This is a genomic window from Aquirufa sp. (assembly GCF_044239315.1).
GTDB lineage: Bacteria > Bacteroidota > Bacteroidia > Cytophagales > Spirosomataceae > Aquirufa.
In genome coordinates, this window is record NZ_JBIIBQ010000008.1 from 59,592 (window position 1) to 76,321 (window position 16,730).

General features: G+C 39.3%; 10 protein-coding genes. 6 read left to right on the forward strand and 4 right to left on the reverse strand.

The genetic code is table 11. The features are described 5' to 3' along the window. Position 1: 1 nt before the first annotated feature. The 4 genes from ACILP5_RS04490 to ACILP5_RS04505 form a co-directional block, all read right to left on the reverse strand. On the reverse strand, positions 2 to 940 hold the full coding sequence (locus tag ACILP5_RS04490) for a hypothetical protein (protein ID WP_395617461.1): 939 nt from the start codon (positions 938 to 940) through the stop codon (positions 2 to 4). After that, a complete protein-coding gene (locus ACILP5_RS04495; RefSeq protein WP_395617462.1) occupies positions 940 to 9,768 on the reverse strand; it encodes a LamG-like jellyroll fold domain-containing protein in 8,829 nt (2,942 codons plus the stop codon). The genes ACILP5_RS04490 and ACILP5_RS04495 overlap by 1 nt, the downstream gene beginning before the upstream one ends. Positions 9,769 to 9,814: 46 nt before the next feature. Beyond that, positions 9,815 to 10,714: a phage tail protein gene (locus ACILP5_RS04500; RefSeq protein ID WP_395617463.1), complete on the reverse strand. Its 900-nt coding sequence runs from the start codon at positions 10,712 to 10,714 to the stop codon at positions 9,815 to 9,817. Positions 10,715 to 10,973: 259 nt separating this feature from the next. Next, entirely contained in the window at positions 10,974 to 11,900 is a 927-nt protein-coding gene (locus tag ACILP5_RS04505) for a helix-turn-helix domain-containing protein (RefSeq protein WP_395617464.1), read from the reverse strand. A 294-nt stretch (positions 11,901 to 12,194) separates the two neighbouring features. On the opposite strand from ACILP5_RS04505, the gene ACILP5_RS04510 reads away from it, so the two are divergent. From ACILP5_RS04510 to nadD, 6 genes are all read left to right on the forward strand, one after another. Next, positions 12,195 to 13,220, forward strand: coding sequence for a rod shape-determining protein (locus tag ACILP5_RS04510; protein ID WP_130895380.1), 1,026 nt, complete (start codon positions 12,195 to 12,197; stop codon positions 13,218 to 13,220). 6 nt (positions 13,221 to 13,226) lie between these two features. After that, positions 13,227 to 14,066 carry a rod shape-determining protein MreC gene (gene mreC, locus ACILP5_RS04515; protein ID WP_395617465.1) on the forward strand — a complete coding sequence of 280 codons (840 nt, stop codon included), beginning with the start codon at positions 13,227 to 13,229 and terminating at the stop codon, positions 14,064 to 14,066. A gap of 1 nt (position 14,067) precedes the next feature. Further along, a complete protein-coding gene (locus ACILP5_RS04520) occupies positions 14,068 to 14,577 on the forward strand; it encodes a hypothetical protein (RefSeq protein ID WP_395617466.1) in 510 nt (169 codons plus the stop codon). A gap of 69 nt (positions 14,578 to 14,646) precedes the next feature. Beyond that, positions 14,647 to 15,252 (forward strand): sigma-70 family RNA polymerase sigma factor, encoded by a 606-nt coding sequence (locus ACILP5_RS04525; protein ID WP_395617467.1) that lies wholly within the window; start codon positions 14,647 to 14,649, stop codon positions 15,250 to 15,252. A 332-nt stretch (positions 15,253 to 15,584) separates the two neighbouring features. Then, complete coding sequence (gene gmk / locus ACILP5_RS04530; RefSeq protein ID WP_395617468.1) at positions 15,585 to 16,154, forward strand: guanylate kinase; 570 nt, start codon at positions 15,585 to 15,587, stop codon at positions 16,152 to 16,154. Continuing rightward, entirely contained in the window at positions 16,151 to 16,723 is a 573-nt protein-coding gene (gene nadD, locus ACILP5_RS04535; RefSeq protein WP_395617469.1) for a nicotinate (nicotinamide) nucleotide adenylyltransferase, read from the forward strand. The genes gmk and nadD overlap by 4 nt, the downstream gene beginning before the upstream one ends. Positions 16,724 to 16,730: the final 7 nt, after the last annotated feature.

Below are 16,730 nucleotides of genomic sequence, written 5' to 3' on the forward strand. Positions count from 1 at the left end.
ATTAAAGTTGAAGGATAGTAATGGATTTCGAAATTCCGGCGGCTTTTACAATATAGGTCCCTGGATTTAAATTCGTAAAAATAGTTTCTCCGTTGCTAATGGATTGGGTGGCTAGAATGGTTCCATTCTGCTCTAGCGTAATAGGGGAACCGGCTTTTGCAAAGCCAACTTTAATTTGGCCTTTCGCATAGCAAGTAGCATTTTTTCTCTGGTAGGTAATTGAAGGAGGAATCTGAACTACCCACTCTTTTACCACGGTCTCATCTTCTGACCTTATTTTTAAGGTAACTGGAGAAGAGAAATCAATGGAGTTATCTCCTGATACCAGTGGACTAGTGCCTCTATAAATGCTGGCACCTGGGCTGGTACTTACTAGGGCGTTTAAGGCTGTCAAGTTTTGGTTGGCGTCTAGGAAGACCGAAATAATATTTCCATTAAACGCGATACTTTTCCTGGCAACTCCCGTAAAGTTCACATCTACAATTTCTGCACTTGAACTTAGGGCTGGACTTGCAAAGCTATAGCCTTGAAATAAATTTCCTGAGTGCTGATTATTCACAAAAGAGACCGTTTTAGGAACATCTTTAATGATATTCAAGCTTGAGTCATAGATTTTAAACTGAACGACCTCGTTCTGGGTGTTTGAATAAACCGTAAGGTAGGCATAATACCGGTTTTGGTTAGCGACAAAAATTAAATTCGCCACGCCACGGCATTGGCCATTAACAAAGGCTCCCACCATGTCAGTCGTTTTGTTTAATCGAACTCCATCTAATGTGAGAAAGCCCACATAGGTCATGGTGTATTGGAAGTCATTTTCTTTGACCGTCCATGCAGGAGTTTGGGCATAGCTTGTCAAATTACCTAAGAGGAGTAATATGCTCAGGCAGATCCACCTGAAATATCCTAGCGCTTTCGTATGCATAAACTGATCTCTCATTAATTGGTATCGGCTTGTTTGATGACTTTTTGGACGAATTCTTTTCCATCGATTTGTACCCTAACAAGGTAAATACCGTTGCTAATAAGTGGTCTGCAGGAAATTACATTTGTTCCAGCTTGAACTTGGATTGCTTGTGTATAAACAACTTGACCAGTCAAAGAAATAATTTCTATCTGAGATTCTTGCTTAACACCGGCATTTAGTTCAATAGTTAAATTACTAGAGAAAGGATTCGGATATAATTGAACACTTCGGCCCTCAGCTAGTTCGAGTACGAAAGGATTTGCAGGAGCTCCTAGGATGCGATTAGCTTCGAATTTAACGGAGGCAGTTGTCTTCTGTTTATTTCCTCCATTACTTATGTAGAAGAATAGATTTTCTGGTTTTTCGCCAAAAATTGTCAAGTAAACGAGTTCCTTATCTTCACTTCGAGATGCTTTTGCTTTTAGGACTTGTGCTTCGTCATAAACGAATACATCAGTAAAACCTGAAGGAAGCGAAATAACTGCGTTCATGTTTTGACTAAACTTATTAAATTCAGCAACCTTCTTCTCTGCCTCAAATGGCGCAGTTGTTGCCACTTGCAAAAGGCCAGTCACCGGTTTAGCCACACCCATATTCTTTGCTAAATAAGAAGGGAAACGGAAGGTCTGGTCTTTCGATGATTTTAACATATAGCCTTTTCCTGATTCTAAGTATTTCATTGAACCATTCCAGCCTAAGATTGGATCGAAGATTGCGAACTGAGTTTGGGACTTAATTACATCCCCATCTACTGCATCAAAATAGGCCATAGATTCCGATAGTAATCGATTTCCTGGAAGTGGGAAAGGAAGCCAATTCCAATTCGTTTTCACTGGGAAAGTCCAAGTAGAAATATCGACAGCGGCCCCTTTAATGTTTAAGGTTTGCTCTTTGTTAAGATACATTTTATACATAACCGAGGTGCTAAGTCCTCCGTTGCTACTAATACTTCCTGACCAGGTAGGAATAGCAATGTTCTTCGAATAGATTTCCTGTCTCGATCCTGCTACAATGCGGTCATCTGTTTCCAACGATAGCTCTTTTGTTAGCGTATTTAAATTGCTAAAATTAGGGTCGTCTACATTCATAGAAACCCAGGTCCATCCTTTATTCAAAGCAATATTTTGTTCGACCAGGCTAGTATTTGCTAGCAAGACAGGACTGCTCAAACTACCGCGAATGTCATTGTCTTGGAAATCGAGCGTTAAATTGCCATTTGCGGTTGCTTCTACTATTTTTCCAGCAGAGGCATCCCAAATTTTGAATGTGATTTTATCCGTAGTTAACTCACTACTATAGAGCGTTAAGAAGATAAAGTATTGTTTATAAGCCTCATTATAGATGGGCTTTGCGGTACCTACAAGCTTGCCATTTTGGAAGGCAGCGACTAGGTCATACAGATCATTAGAGAAGACGCCGTTAACCTGAATGCGTCCTACTAGGGTCATACTTTTATTAAAACTAGCCGCGTTGACATTCCACGAAGGCTCTTTTGCTAAAACACGTACCTTAACTTGTAGTTTTTCGTCGTAATTAAAGTCTGTTTGTAAATGTAGATTTTCAATATACTCACCCGGCGTATAATCCTTGTCAATTGTCGCTATGATAACTAATTTGCTATCTGCCGCTATAGATCCCGTGGTTCTACTTAAACTTAACCACCTCGGAATATTGGTGATAGTGAATGGACGTGTTTTACCTCCTTTGTTCAATAGCGTGATCTCAAAGCTATTCGCCTCCCCGGCTGGCTTCACTATATCGACGATTTCATTATAACCCTCTGCAAACCAGCTGATTTCATGGCGTCTATAGAAGGCTGTCCAGGTAATAGGAGAGGCCTGAGCATTATTAGCTGCATCAAACATTCGGTGAACGGTGATGTCTACCATTTGGCCTTCTAGCGATGCGATATCAGTTATGACCGGTTCGAGGATCATTTCTGTATTGTTGATGACGCGGTTTACCTCAAAGTTGATTACGGATCTTTCTGGTTTTACCGCCGGTGCGTCGACAGAAAAATTCACTTCGGATAATGTTGTGTCTGTTCTGACTACCGCAAAGCTAGTACTGATTTTATTACCCTCTATTGCATGATAATACCTTGGTCCATCAGATGAAGCAGGAGTAGGTTGATTCATGCGCGCATAAAGCAGTAGACCTATACTATTTGGACTCACTTCAAAGAAACGATCTCGCTTGATTTGATCCTCATTGCGTAAAGTATTCCAAAGTTGGAATTCATCTATTTTTCCAGTGAACCTGCGATCTACAGAATATCCAGCTAAATCTTGGCTTCCTCTAGCTCCTAGCCAAATGCGACCTCCGGAGAATCCACCAATACCTGTCATCAGGTTAGCGGAAACCGATGCTGCATCTACATAGGTTGTTAGCGCACCTTGTCGATTCAGCAGGATACTAACGTGATGCCACAAATTATCCGAGATAGGAGTGGTTGTTAATACCAGTTGCTTTCCTTCACTGTTAAAGGTTAAATTTCCAGCAGTTGTTAAATTAACTGCCCATTTATTATCAAAACCATCAGATTGGGTAATATCGGTTCCGTCCCCTTTTCCGTTTGAGAAAATGGTAGCCTCTTGATTTCCTTCCGTTTTTATCCAGAAGGAGATCGTCGCATCCATTTCTTTGGTTAATTGAACAGAAGTAACATTCTCTAGACTAAGGTGCTGCTTATTTGCAAATGAATAAGCCGTTCCTCTAGGTTTGATATCCCAGTTCGTTTTGATTTCCGCATGCTTAAATCTTGCCTTATCATAGGCAATAGTTCCATTTCCTTCATCCATAGGCCAAAAACCGATAAGGTTAGGCTCATTCCCGCTAAGTCTTGTTTCTCTATTCGCATATGCATCGGGTTGGCTGATTGTTTTATTCCAAATCCGTAAATCATGCACATTACCTTTAAACGTATTTCCCCCTAGGATAATAGCTTCGTTGTTCGCTGTAGGCAGGTTGATTCCTCCCGTTTTATTTTCTGGATCCAGGGCATCACGGAAAATAGAGACCTCTCCCGTCTTGTTTTTATATACAAAGGTATAGTGGTGGAATAAGTCATCCGTCGGAGCGCTACCTTGTACTTGTATCCCCCCGATTGTGAAACTTATTTTACCATCGATTAGGTCTATATTTATTCCGTCATTTTGTTTTAAGATCGTTGCATTAGCTGTTGAGTTTAATTTAAGCCAAAACTCTAACGTTAAATCCCCTGTCATAATCTTAGGTTGATTAATCACCATCGTATTGTTTGTTCCTTCGAATAACAAGGAGACATCGTGATTAATCTTTAGCTGGTTTGTTTGGCCCTCAATCTTCACTAAACTGGTTCCTGAACTAAATATGATAGGCTCGTTGAAACTTACCTTAATATCCTCGCCTGCACCTAAAATTCCATCTATAGGTAGGGGCGCGTTGAATTTAACAGGTGCGTTAAGGTCGATTTTCCCCGTAATAGGATCTGAAATATAGGTTGTATTATTTGTGCAACTGCTTCGGGCTCTAATTTCGTAGTTGCCGTCTGCTAGGTTTAATGCCAATACATCCATTTCGAAAGGCAGTGTAGCGCGCGCGGCTATCATCGATTTTTTATCGGGGAAACTACTCGAATTCAATAGGGTTTCGTTATTAAAATAGGTTTGCAATCTAGTCCAATTCGCGGATCCCGATGCTCTGTATTCTAAATCAATCTGCTTGAAACTCGCAAAGTTTGCGTTAAATCCGCTGACGTTAACAGTTAATTTATTCGGAGAGGCAGCCTTGTTGTAGACCCAGTTCCCTAAGGGATTACTTACTTCGACATCCGTACATGCAGGTACAAATTGCGCAGATATTACGACGGAAGAACTTACATCTACTCCATCACAAAGGGACTCTAACCGAATCTTAATATTATTATAATTGTACACATCTGAAATGGACTTACCTAACGTTAATTTGTAGATAACGGTTTGACCATAAGGTACGTGCACAATGGTACCATTTTGTTCAATGTTGATTAAAGCATTATTCGGATTCGTGGTATTATCCACCACCAGTTTAAAATCTGCATCTACACCCGCTGTACTATTATTTCTTAATTTTAATTCAAATTCCGCTTTTTTCGCTTCAGGGACATTGATAATGTTATCTTTAGTCACATTTAATTCAGGAACTTCAACTTTCTGAGTGGCTTTATTCAATGGAGCCTTCACAGCACTTACATATTTATCAAAGCTATTTTCAATTAAACTATCCAAGCTAATTAGCTCGTTTTCTAAGCGATTTTTTGTAGCAATCAAAGCAGCCTTTTCTCTTCTATTATTTCCTATAGCAGCTACGGTTCCCGTTGTTTTTATTAGATTATACGCTTTTTCTTTTTCATTAATTTGTGTTTCTATCGAAGTGATGGCTGTTTTCTTGGCATTAATCTTTTCAAAATGTTCCTTAAAGACTGTTTCAGGGAAAAATTCTGATGTTTCTGCCCCTTCATAAGGGCAGGAGGTTCTTCCTCCTAAGACAGAAAAAATGGGGCCATTACCATCAAATGAATTAACCACGTCTACACTCAGAAAATTAGCCGGATCGTTATCTTTTAGGCGATAAGTTATGGTATTAGAGGCAGCATATTCTTGAACCATTGCCGAATTTATATCTTGCTGAAAGAATGCACTTGTTTTCGCATTTATGCCTATTTTATTAATCGAAAAGCCAAATGTGGTTGCTACGCTTTGGTCAAATATTACATTATAATTAGTCGTAATGGTATTGATCACACTTGTTCTAACGCTTTGAGAATATTCTCCCACGCCGGCATCAAAAGAAATGTTTTTCTCAAATTCTGTGTTAAAAACAACGCGAATACTATCTGAATCTTCTATTTGTGCTTCTATATTGTCCTGCGCTAACGGGTCGCTCACTCCATCAAGGGCAGTTTTAAGTTTGTTCTCATAAGCAGTGATTTGTTCTTCAAGACCCTCTTTATATTTTGTGCGATCATTTTTAGCTAGGTATTTGCTTTTTTCATTATCGAAAATAACTTTTTTCCAAAGTCTGATTTGTTCTGCCTTCTGCGCTAACAATTTTAAATTGGCTGCTGATCCCGGGTTAGGCCCATTTTTAATTGCTTGCATGGCTAATGTATACTCCGGAATGAGTGTGTTTAGAATATGCTTTTGGGAGTAAATAAAAAATGTTTCCAAAGGCTTATCAATATAACTCAAAGCTTTTTGCTTACTGATATAGATTGGAAAATCCGATGTACCTAAAACAATATATTCATTAGGGGATAAATTTGTCGCTATCCCATTCACATATTTTTGTGGAATAGTTCTGGAGGCTACCATATTATCATAAGAACCATAATAGATATTCTTCGAATTGCCAATATATAAATCTCCTTCCGAACCTACATAATCAGACTCAGAACTTGTTGAAATGGTTTTATTGAATGAATAGGATGTATTCATATTCTTTCCATCTGTTGTCGTATTCTGAAAGCCTAATCCAATATCTAATGATTGTTTGTTTTCAATACTTACCCTAGGAGTAGGAACTAGCCCTCCTTGAAGTTCAAAATAGGTTCCTCCACCTATTTCAGTTTCTATTTTTCCACCCTCTCGTCTACCAAATGAACTTCTCGTGTTAAACGAAATAACTGTTCCTTTTTCTATGGAGGCAGAGCTATTTGTTCCCGGTGGATCCCTTAAAATAATAGCAGGAACATCTGGCGCTTCAGTTACGAACGTTTGGCTGCCATCTGATGCCCCACCTAAAATGATACCTTCTGCTTTTAGAGTAACAGGAATTTCTATATTATTAACTCGGTAGAATAAACCAATGGATTTCCTAAAGGGGGGAGCAATGTTCGGAATACCCGCCTTAAACGAATAATGTAATATACTCGGATCAGTTGCATCCGTAGTTACAATTTCTGTATTTGATAAGGCTAAGGTGTTAGAAGCAATGAGTTGTCCATCTGCAATAGGTACGTTATTGGTATCCACTGGAGTAACGTCTTTATTTAGATACCGTTCTATTCGTTGAAGATCAATTTCATAAGGAAAGAATTGGGTATAAATGGGGGTAGTAAAATTAGCTGTCGATATTTCTACTCCTGCTACTTTTATGATCTCATCAGATGTTTGCTTGAGTACTTTTAAAAGGGGTGTAGATCTATATATGTAATTTTTTGCATAGTGATAAGGTTCTCCATTAAGCACAGTAGAATCTTTATCTCCAAAGGACTTATATTTAAATACTGGAGTTGTTTTAGCAACTATTTTTGTAAAATCTAGCGTTTCACTCGTGCCATTGCCAATTAAGCGAATATCAGATTGGGTAGGAATAGTTATACTAGATTGCCCTTCTAATTTGTAGAGTAAAGGCAATAAATTGACCCGAAATTCTCCTGAATTTACATTGGTTTGGAAGGTACTAATCTGAGTGGGAGGAACTAGTCCTGATCCGTATTCTAATTTAAATCTTGCGACTCCAATATTGTTTTTTGCACTTACTTCCAGGATTTCTTTATTTCCAAGGGAGTCACTTTTTATCTCTCTGGTTAGTAGTCCATTTTGCCCAAAACCAATCTTTTTAGCTGCTTCGATGGGTCCACCTACCACTTTACCTACGAATTGAATCTTCGTACTATCAATAAATACAACGGGTTCATTTGAATCTTCAAAAAACTCTTGGAAAGTCCCAGGTGCTGCCGGATAACGTCCATTATAGCTGAAGGTGTGCCCCTCTTTTTTGACAGTTATCGCGTGATTCCCAATTGGGACACTGATATCAAATCGACCCTCTTTAGTAGTTTCTACAGGTAAGTTATTCGCATCTAATTGTAAGACGCCATCCACATACACATTTGCGCCCTCAACATAGATAGTACTGTATCTTTCTAAGTAATCATCCGATGGGGAGGATGTTCCATTGGTATTTTTCCAAAATTCCCCTTTGCTATATTTTTGATCTACTATTTGATAGTAATTATATCCAATGTCTTGAATGCTAGCGCCACCCTCCACATAATCAATAAACTCCCTTAATAAATTAAATTTATTATTAGGATTGGTAATAGCATTCACTGCCACAAACGAAGGGAAAACGCCCCTTGAATCATACAAAACTTTCCCTTTAAAGCTAAAGGATGACACATCCGTAAAGTCGATCTTATTCGCCACTTCGGACCCCTGACCTAAAAAGACTAATTGCTGATTTGGTTCAAATTTATGTTGACCAAACATAGGTGTAATCGTATACGATTCCCCTGTTCCTGAATAAGGTATATTGGTAATTTCATAATTTCCCTTTTCATCAGTCACCCCTAAAATGCCTAATTGATTAGTATTTGGTGTATTTCCTGCACCTCTCACCCAAGTTGTTGATACTCCCAACATACCATTATTTTCGTTGTAGTCGAAGCCTGTTCTTGATAAGTCATAAGCATATTCGCCTGCCCCTTCATTTAGGGATAGATAGGAAATAAGGCTAGGCTGATTGCCACTGATATATCTTTTGTAATCAGTTCGGATGGCTGCCGTATCGACGGCCTTATTCCAAACACGTATCTCATCAAATCTAGCGCTATTATTTCCTCCCACAAATACATCATTCCATTTTGCAAATTGGGACAATAAGGTAAGCGAAATAGTTCCAGTGGGAACACTCACAGTAAAGTAAGGTGCAGCGTAAGAAGCTACTTTCGCATTAATTAAATTAGTATGCGTTTGTAAACGATAAGCAGCGGAGATAGGTCTTCCATTGATATAAAGCGTAGGCACGCTTCCATGATTAATAACTACAGAAAGGTGTGTGAATTGTGTATTGAATTCAGACACTGGGATTAGCTCATCGTTCCCTCGATCATCCGTTTTTCCAGAAGGGAAGTAATTGCTTATTTGATAGACTCTACCCCCAATAGTTATTTCTAGTATTTTACTTGCTAATTTAAGATTGGCTAAAACGTCGATCGTATTCGTAGCTTGAGTAGAACTACGAATCCTGAATACTCTGATTGGATTACCTTGATCGTTTAAAAATGGACTTGTCGGTTTTAGCCAGGCTTGCATTGTAAGGGCATTCGTTATCCCATTTTTCATTTCTTTAATGGCTAAATCGCTTGATTCAGGAATTTGTAATCCGATGAGAGGACTTGTAAATCCTCCTTTAGAATTAGCCTGGACTAGCACATCTTTTACGGGATTTCCTCCTTTGAAATTGATATTTCCAGTTACGATAGCGGTAGGGCTCCGGAATCCAATGCCAGTAATAAAATTCCGGTACTTAAGTTCAGTAGAATTTACGCCATTTGCATATAACTTATACTCGTAGAGTATACCACCCTCTATGTATTTATCCTCATAAGAAGTACTTGTAGCGGCTAAGTTTGCAATAGGATTACCCCAAGAATTAGGGTTAACAGGATTATAGACTCTTCGGAAAATTTTCAAACCGGTTACAGCAGAACTTCCAGTTATATTATTCTTTAACTCCCATTCTATTTTAACTTTATCACCAAAATACCCTTTAGAAACAGTAAAATAATCTTCTCCAAAAGTGTCGTATAGATACAAGATATCCCAAGGGAATCGAATATCTAAGGGTTTGATAACCCGAGTAGTGTCCGTGCCTGAGCGTTTCCCATAAATGGGCGTACCTACTGTTATTCTATATTTTTTTGCGGTAGATCCTGTTCCGACAGTTTTAACAATAAATTGGCCACCATGTATGAATTTAGCGCCCTTCCTGTCTTGAGAAAAGGAAACAATGGAAATGAATAATAGGAAAAGAACCAATAATGTTTTTTTCATCTGAGGGCGTGAAATAGTTATTAATCTTTAATGGGGATCTGCAGAATTATAGCTTGATAATATAGTTTACTCCATAGTTTACTGGACGCGTTTCTAGTAAGTCACCTGTAAGTGCAGTAGACCCTGTAATTGTGTGAGTATGCGCACCATTGGAAGAGGTTGGTGGTTGGGGTTTTCTGTTGCCATTTATGTTTGAATCGTTCTCTAAGCCCCATTGTTGATCAGCGCTTCCTCCACTACCATCGAAATCATCATTATAAAACGTCGTTGTGTGAGTGTGATCGCCTGCTGAAGATGTAGCGATTGTTCCTTTTTCATGAAGGTGAGATTTCAGTGCATCTGCTTGAATTGCCCTCAAATCAGGCCCCACTCTCGTAGTATATCCCGTAGTTCCATTTGTACCAGTACCTCTAAGGAACATAGCTCTTAAGTCAGGGGCATTATCACCTATCATGGCTTTTAGTGTTACGGCTGTGGAAGGAAGTGGAGCTCCATTACACAAAACCCATCCTCGTGGTGCAACACTACCCGCAAAAGGCATAATTGACCCTGTAGGAACGCCATTACTTGCTGAAACAGCATAAGGAACAAAGCGTAGATCTTCATCGGAAATTAATGCGTCGGGATTTGTTTGTCTTATTTTTAATTTTAATTGGTAATCGTAAAAGAGGGTATTTTCAATGGAGGACATATCTAACACATAAGAGAATACTCCAAAAGCATCCGTCGTAAGAGAGGCAGTGGTTGGGGAAAGCGCCACATCTGATCCCGCTTTCGTGTAATGGACAGTAAATTCTAGTCCTATTGTTGCATTTGTGATTGCATTATTACTAGCATCTCTAGCAATCCCCTGGATAGCCATCCCAGTTGTAGTTATTTGAGCGTTCACTGTATTGCTAGTAAAAAGCAATGCTATTGTTGCCAGAAGTAAAATGGTAGATTTCATAAGAAAAAGAGTTAATGTGAATAATTTTCAGGACTTAATCTGACACCTGAAGCTCGCGAAATTAGAGTATCTCACAAACTAATAGTAGAATACCAAATTAATTGAGGTATAATTTTCGGAATTTTATACGAATGAATGGGCTTAGGGCATAAAAAAGCCCGAATGCGATGCATCTGGGCTATTAAAAAATTCTATTCGATTAGCGACTAGTGACTAGCGACTAAACAAAAAACCCGCTGATTTCAGCGGGCTTTTTTGTTTAAATATTCATCAACGACTCTCGTCTTCTCATCTTTCCAGCTGGAATGCCAAACATCATTTTGAATCGACGGCAGAAATAAGCCGTGTCCTTGTAGCCTACCTCGGAACCGATCGCGCGGATCGATTTCTTCGTTGTGCGAAGTAAACCTACCGCTGCTTCCATGCGTTGGTACTCGATATAATCTTGTGGGTTGATACCCGTTAACATCTTGAAATATTGTCCTACATAGTCTTCAGAAACGTTAGCCACGTTTGCTAATACTTTGTTAGATAAATCACCACCCAAATGATCTTTGATGTAAGCGAAGATATCAATTAAGCGTGGGTCTTTAAAGTAAGTCGAGTTCGTAGCTAATTGCTCAACGAATAAACGGTTTTCGATGATGTAGCGAATCACTTCGATAACGATCTCCTCCGTTTTGATTTTGATGATACGTCCTTTCCCGATCGCATCTGATAAATCCTCTTCTAAGATTTCGCGGATGGTAGCTGCTAGTTTATCGTCACGCTTGATTAAGAACGGAGGGATATCTAAAGAAGTAAAGAAGTTAACAGAGTCAAACACCTTTGCTTCAAAGGCTACCATTCCGAAGGAATTAGGTTGCGTTCCGATTTGCGTAGCATCCGTATTTTGGTCAAAATACAATTCGCGGTGTGTCATGAACTCTTCGTTGTTCACCGCTTTCGGTTTTTCTGCGTTTCCGTAGGTTACGCTAATCATTTTTCCACCTGGGATGAAAAGCATGTCGCCTTCTTCCACTGGAGTCTCTTCTTCACCAAAAGACACCTCACCTTTGTACAATATCAAGAGCGAATTTTCTACGTCATAGAAATTCTTGATACGAATAGGTTGTAATATTCTAATGTTTCTCGCTTTGATGAATTTAACACCCAAGGACTCAATGATCTTGTTATAATCTTCCATAATTTGTCACCAAACGGAGTAAATAATACGATTATTCAAATAAACTTGGACAAAACTAATAAATCAGATAACAATTCCAAATTATTTCGTCGATTAATTTGAACAAGTTGTCCTGTTTTTTTTCGGGTATTTATTTGTAATATATCAATAAAGAGTCGATTTATCGGAGGAAGTAATTTGTAGTCCCTGCTTTGGCCTATTTTATAATTATTTCGAGGAAATTGTAAAATTCGATTTTTTTCAAATTTTAGCTCAATTTTTATGTAAATTTGTGTTTTACTATCACAAAATCAGATGGGCTTATTTAATTTTCTTTCGAAGGATATTGCCATGGACTTAGGTACGGCAAATACCTTGATTATTCACAAAGATCAGGTAGTCGTAGACGAACCTTCCATCATCGCATTAGATCGCAATACCAATAAAGTATTAGCAGTAGGTCGTCAAGCGATGATGATGCACGAGAAAACGAATGATAACATCAAGACGATTCGTCCTTTAAAAGATGGTGTGATTGCTGATTTTACCGCTGCAGAGTTAATGATGCGTGGTTTAATCAAAATGATGGATAAAGGAAATTCCTTCTTTTCTCCAGCATTAAGAATGGTTATTTGTATTCCATCCGGAATTACGGAGGTGGAAAAAAGAGCCGTAAAAGACTCCGCAGAACATGCTGGAGCACGTGAAGTGTATATGGTACACGAACCGATTGCCGCGGCTATTGGTATCGGAATTGATATTGAGCAACCGAACGGATCCCTTGTAGTGGATATCGGAGGAGGAACAACCGAGGTAGCAATTATTTCATTAAGCGGTATCGTCGTTGAAAACTCGATTCGTGTGGCGGGAGATGAGTTCACACGTGATATTAAAGACTATTTGTTGCGTGAGCATAAGTTAGTGATTGGTGAGCGTTCTGCTGAGCAAATTAAGATTCAAGTAGGATCTGCGCTTCCAGAATTAGAGAATCCACCAGCGGATTTTGAAATCCGTGGCCGTGATCAAATGACAGGTATTCCGAAAGAAATCTTGATTAATTATTCTGAAATCGCCTATGCGTTAGATAGTTCAATTACGAAGATTGAAGTAGCTATCATGGAAACGTTGCAAAGAGCTCCAGCTGAATTATCAGGTGATATCTTCCACAATGGTATTCACTTGGCAGGTGGTGGTGCGATGTTGCATGGATTAGACAAGCGTATTGAGAAAAAGACGCAACTTAAAGTGCACGTGGCAGATGATCCATTGAAAGCTGTAATTCGTGGTACTGGAGAAATCTTGAAAAACTTAGAGAAATACCGTCCGGTATTGATTACCTAGTAGGGGATGAATCAACTGTTTGAGTTTTTATTGCGTCAGCGAAATCTGCTTCTGTTTATTTTGCTGCAGGTCATCAGTCTTTGGTCTGTGTTTAGCTACAATAATTACCAACATACGCTTTATTTCAATACCACGAATGCTTGGGCGGCATCTATTTTGTCTACTCGTCAAGAAGTAGCGACCTACCATCAATTACGGGAAATCAATGGGGAATTAGCCCTGGAGAATCAAAAGCTGCATCAACAAGTTTTTCGATTGCAAGCCCAAGTCCAACAAAAAGCTGAATTGCCGGTATTTTTTAGTCAAGCCGCCCTTGATCGTTATAAGCCGATTGCCTGTAAGGTTATCGATCAAAGCACCCGCAATTCTCAAAACTATTTAACCATTGAAAAAGGCTCATTAGATGGTATTAAGCCAGGTATGGCTGTTATTTCTTCGACAGGCGTGGTAGGAAAAGTTATTTCTTGTACCGAGAATTTGGCTTTAATTGTATCTGTTTTGCATACAAGCAATACGGTTTCGGCTAAAATTAAGTCCTCAGGTGAATTAGGTTACATCAAGTGGCCTGGCTATCAAACAGAAGTCGCGGAGTTAATGGATGTGTCTAAATATAAGAAAGTTGTTAAAGGCGATACCATCGTAACTTCTGATTACAACGCGGTTTATCCTCCTAATATTCCGATTGGAATTGTGGCCAAAGTGGGCTTACAAGATGATGGAACTTTCCACGATATCAAGGTGATGTTATTAACGCGCTTTTCGACTCTGCGTTACGTATATGTGATTGAAAACAAGTTTTCTGGACAACAGGATAAATTAGAACAAGCTAAACCTAAAATCGACTAGAATGAGTGCTAATTTTCAATACAAATGGTGGATTGCGGTGGTATTGTCCATCGTAGTACAGCTATTGTTTTTGCGGGATTTGGCCTTGTTTTATTACGGTTTCTGTTTTATTTATTTATGGGCTCTTATCAAAGCACCCATTGAAACACCTCCGCTATATCTCATTTTGGGAGGATTTGTATTGGGCTGGTTGTTGGATACATTTTATAATACCCATGGGATGCACGCTTTTTCAACGGTATTGATAGCGTGGTTACGCCCCACTTTCTTTAAAATACTGACTCCTGCGAACGGATATGATGAGCGATCTTCCATTAGTTTAGAGGAGATGAAGTGGATGTGGTTTTATCCCTATTTGGCCTTAATGCTATTTACTCATCACGTGGTTTTGTTCTTATTAGAAGCCAGTGACGCAAGTTTGTTTGGTCTCAGTCTTTTGAAGGCACTCTTAAGTACCTTGTTAGGAATCGCTGTGTTTACCTTGTTAGAGCTATTTAACAAGGGGAAATAAGCCTTTTTGTCATCATTTATTTTTGGCGTTTAAATTGTAAGTGCTGCGGTATCTTTTAGATAAACCGCCATGAGTACAGAATCAAGTTCAGCTATTGCGCTGACCGAATCGCAAGCCAGGGATCTCTTTGAAAAGGAGTTTGTTCCACATATGGATGCGATGTATAATTTTGCCCTTCGACTCACCAATGACGAGGATGATGCACATGATTTAGTTCAAGATACGTGCATGCGGGCCTTTCGTTTTATAGGCTCTTTTGAACCAGGTACGTATGCCAAAGCTTGGTTGTTCCGCATTCTCAAGAATAATTTTATCAATGATTACCGCAAGAAATCCCGCGGCCCTTCGAAAGTTGAATTTGAATGGGTAGAGCAATCTTTTACTGGGGATGATGATCCAGAACCTGCTTTTCAAGCAGATTTGCAGGCGGAGACAGTAAATGAAATGCTAGGCGATGAGATTACTTCGGCTATTCAAGCTTTGCCTGTGGACTTTCGAATGATTATCATTTTGTGTGATTTAGAGGAGTTCAGCTACGAAGAAATGGCTAAAATTCTGAATATTCCTATCGGTACCGTTCGTTCTCGACTTCATCGGGCACGTACCATGCTAAAAGAAACCTTAGCTGTGTATGCTGCAAAAAGAGGTTACAAAACTGACATGTTGTCAGCCTAGCTCGGAACTATTTTTTTGCCATCGATGTTTAAAACACTATGAAGTCGAATTGTTCCCATCAGCCTGATTGCCTGAAGTTGATCCAACGCATCTTGGATAAAGAGGCGTCAGCTGAGGAAGAAGCCCGTTTTTTGGTCAATAAAGAGCTCTGTTCTTCTTGTCAAGAAGGGTATAAACTTGAGCTCGCTCTTCGTCAGGCCTTAAAATCCAAATGCACCTCTACCTGTCCAGCCCAGTTAATCGATAGCATTCGGTCAAAAATATCATCTATTATCCTCCTTATATTGCTCTTAATTCCCTTATTTTGTTGGTTCATATAATCATCAGAATTTTTGGAAGGCAAACTTATCATATTTTCAGCCCCGTCTGGCTCTGGGAAAACAACCATCGTTAAAGAATTATTAGCGCGCAATGCTGATTTAGGCTTTTCTATTTCTGCCTGCACCCGCGATAAGCGAGGTCGACATGAAGAGCACGGTAAGGATTACTACTTTTTAACGCCAGATGATTTTCGTGCAAAAATTTCCAATGACGAGTTCGTCGAATGGGAAGAGGTATACGCTGGGGCCTATTACGGTACATTAAAGGCTGAAATTGAACGTATTTGGGCTTCCGGGAAACAGGTGATTTTCGATGTGGACGTCCGCGGAGGCTTAGCTTTGAAGAAGTATTATGGCGATAGGGCATTAGCCGTTTTTGTGAAGGTACCTACTCTTGAGATGCTGGAGGAACGTTTGCGTTCACGTGGTACGGAAGATGAGGAGGCTTTGTCCAAGCGTATCTTCAAGATGAAATTCGAATGGTCCTTCCAAGATCAATTTGATGTTATATTGGTGAATGACAAATTAGAAGAGGCCGTTGCGGAGGCTCAAGCTTTGTTCGATAAATTAAAGCAATCATGAAAGTAGGCCTGTTTTTTGGTTCATTTAATCCGATTCATCAGGGTCATTTGATCATTGCGCAGGCGGTGTTGAATCAGGCGGAGGTGGACCAAATCTGGTTCGTCGTTTCTCCTCAAAATCCACATAAAAAGAGTAAATCGTTATTGCATGAGTTTGATCGGTTAGATCTAGTGGACCGCGCCATAGCAGCTAATTATGCTTTCAAATCTTCCGACATTGAGTTTCATTTACCTCGTCCTTCTTACACGATTGATACGCTAGTGCATTTAGCAGAGCGCCATACCGAGAACGAATTCAAATTGATTATCGGAGGTGATAATTTAGAACAGTTCAAGAGCTGGAAAAACTATAACCAGATACTTGATTATTATGGACTCTTCGTTTACCCGCGTGGAGAAGAGCTGGTTTCTGATTTATGGTCTCATAAAAACGTTCAGCGGATCGAAGCACCTGTTTTACATATTTCTGCGACTTATATTAGGGCCTGTATTCAACAAGGTAAATCGATAAAATATCTAGTTCCTGATGAAGTGGAGGCACTTATCTCCTCCAAAAAATTCTACCTTTAGGCATTTC

Coding starts and splice junctions, on each gene's coding strand:
- ACILP5_RS04490 (WP_395617461.1), bottom strand. CDS start 940: ATGAGAGATCAGTTTATGCATACGAAAGCGCTAGGATATTTCAGGTGG.
- ACILP5_RS04495 (WP_395617462.1), bottom strand. CDS start 9,768: ATGAAAAAAACATTATTGGTTCTTTTCCTATTATTCATTTCCATTGTT.
- ACILP5_RS04500 (WP_395617463.1), bottom strand. CDS start 10,714: ATGAAATCTACCATTTTACTTCTGGCAACAATAGCATTGCTTTTTACT.
- ACILP5_RS04505 (WP_395617464.1), bottom strand. CDS start 11,900: ATGGAAGATTATAACAAGATCATTGAGTCCTTGGGTGTTAAATTCATC.
- ACILP5_RS04510 (WP_130895380.1), top strand. CDS start 12,195: ATGGGCTTATTTAATTTTCTTTCGAAGGATATTGCCATGGACTTAGGT.
- mreC (WP_395617465.1), top strand. CDS start 13,227: ATGAATCAACTGTTTGAGTTTTTATTGCGTCAGCGAAATCTGCTTCTG.
- ACILP5_RS04520 (WP_395617466.1), top strand. CDS start 14,068: ATGAGTGCTAATTTTCAATACAAATGGTGGATTGCGGTGGTATTGTCC.
- ACILP5_RS04525 (WP_395617467.1), top strand. CDS start 14,647: ATGAGTACAGAATCAAGTTCAGCTATTGCGCTGACCGAATCGCAAGCC.
- nadD (WP_395617469.1), top strand. CDS start 16,151: ATGAAAGTAGGCCTGTTTTTTGGTTCATTTAATCCGATTCATCAGGGT.